Source organism: Shewanella aquimarina (genome assembly GCF_023349185.1).
Lineage (GTDB): Bacteria > Pseudomonadota > Gammaproteobacteria > Enterobacterales > Shewanellaceae > Shewanella > Shewanella aquimarina.
Window position 1 is genome coordinate 1 of record NZ_JAKIKY010000031.1, and the last position, 1253, is coordinate 1253.

Sequence of the window (1253 nt, forward strand, 5' to 3'; positions counted from 1 at the left end):
TGTAGTGGTCAACTAAAATTGGCCACGGTTTTGTATTCAAGCCAGTATCTTCGCTCTGACTCATTAGGTGTTAGCCCACCGTTATATTGATGTGGTCTCAGCTGACTGTAATACCCCGTCACATATCGCGAAATTTCACTCTTAGCCTCACCGATATCCCGATAGCCGGTCATCGGTATCCATTCTGTTTTTAAGCTTCTAAAGAAGCGCTCCATCGGGCTGTTGTCCCAGCAGTTTCCTCGTCGACTCATGCTCTGCTTAATCTGATAACGCCAGAGCTGTTGGCGGAAGCGGCGGCTGGTATAGTGGCTTCCTTGGTCACTATGGAACATTAGGTCTTTCGGCCTTCCTCGCGCCTCAAAGGCCATGGTTAGTGCCTTGCTTGTTAGCGCACTATCGGGCGAAAATGACATCGCCCACCCCACCGGTTTCCGTGCAAACAAGTCCAGAACAACGGCAAGGTAAGCCCATCGTTTTCCTGTCCACACATAGGTCACATCGCCACACCACACTTGATTGGGACCCGTCACAGCAAACTGGCGGTCAAGGAGGTTAGGGATGGCGACATGCTCCTTGTCTGCCTTTTTGTAGCGATGTTGCGGCACCTGGCAGCTCACTAGCCCCAGCTTCTTCATCAGCCCTGTGGCACGATAGCGCGTCAACCTCACGCCAGCTGTCGTCACCATATCAGCCAAGGTTCTGGCTCCCGCTGACCCATTGCTGGCTTCATAAGCCTCCCGCATCAAGCTGTGCAGTTTTACCCGCTGCGAGTCAATGGTGGTAGGTCTGCCTCGCCAATACTTGTAACTGCTGCGGTGAATACCAAATACTGAACAAATCCGTTTTACGCTATGGCTCTTCTTGAGTTTCTCGACTAACGAGAACTGTTCAGTGAGTCTGACATCAAGAGAGCCGTAGCCTTTTTCAAAATGGTGTTCTCTTCTTCAATGCGGCGGATTTTCTTCTCCAGCTCACGGATCCGCTGTTGTTCGGGGGTGAGCGGTGCGCCTTTGGGGGATACGCCTTGCTGCTCTTGTCGAAGCTGGTTTACCCATTTACGCATGGCTGAATTACTCACGCCCATCGCGCTTGCAGCCTCAGCTATGCTGTATCCCTGTTTCGTTACCAGCTGCGCAGCTTCTAATTTGAACTCTGCACTGAATGTCGGTCTTGTGTTCTTCATTTCTACCACCTTTTTTCCAGAAGTGAGTCTATCACTTCGTCTATTCAGGTGGCCAAATTCACTATGCCAC

At 51.2% G+C, this 1253-nt stretch carries 1 protein-coding gene; it reads right to left on the reverse strand.

The features are described from left to right. Window positions 1-8: 8 nt before the first annotated feature. Window positions 9-1183 (reverse strand): IS3 family transposase gene (locus L2731_RS19460; RefSeq protein WP_249254888.1). Its coding sequence is split into 2 segments (ribosomal slippage): window positions 9-925 and window positions 925-1183, totalling 1176 coding nucleotides; the frame shifts between segments, so codons are not numbered across the junction. Window positions 1184-1253 lie beyond the last annotated feature (70 nt).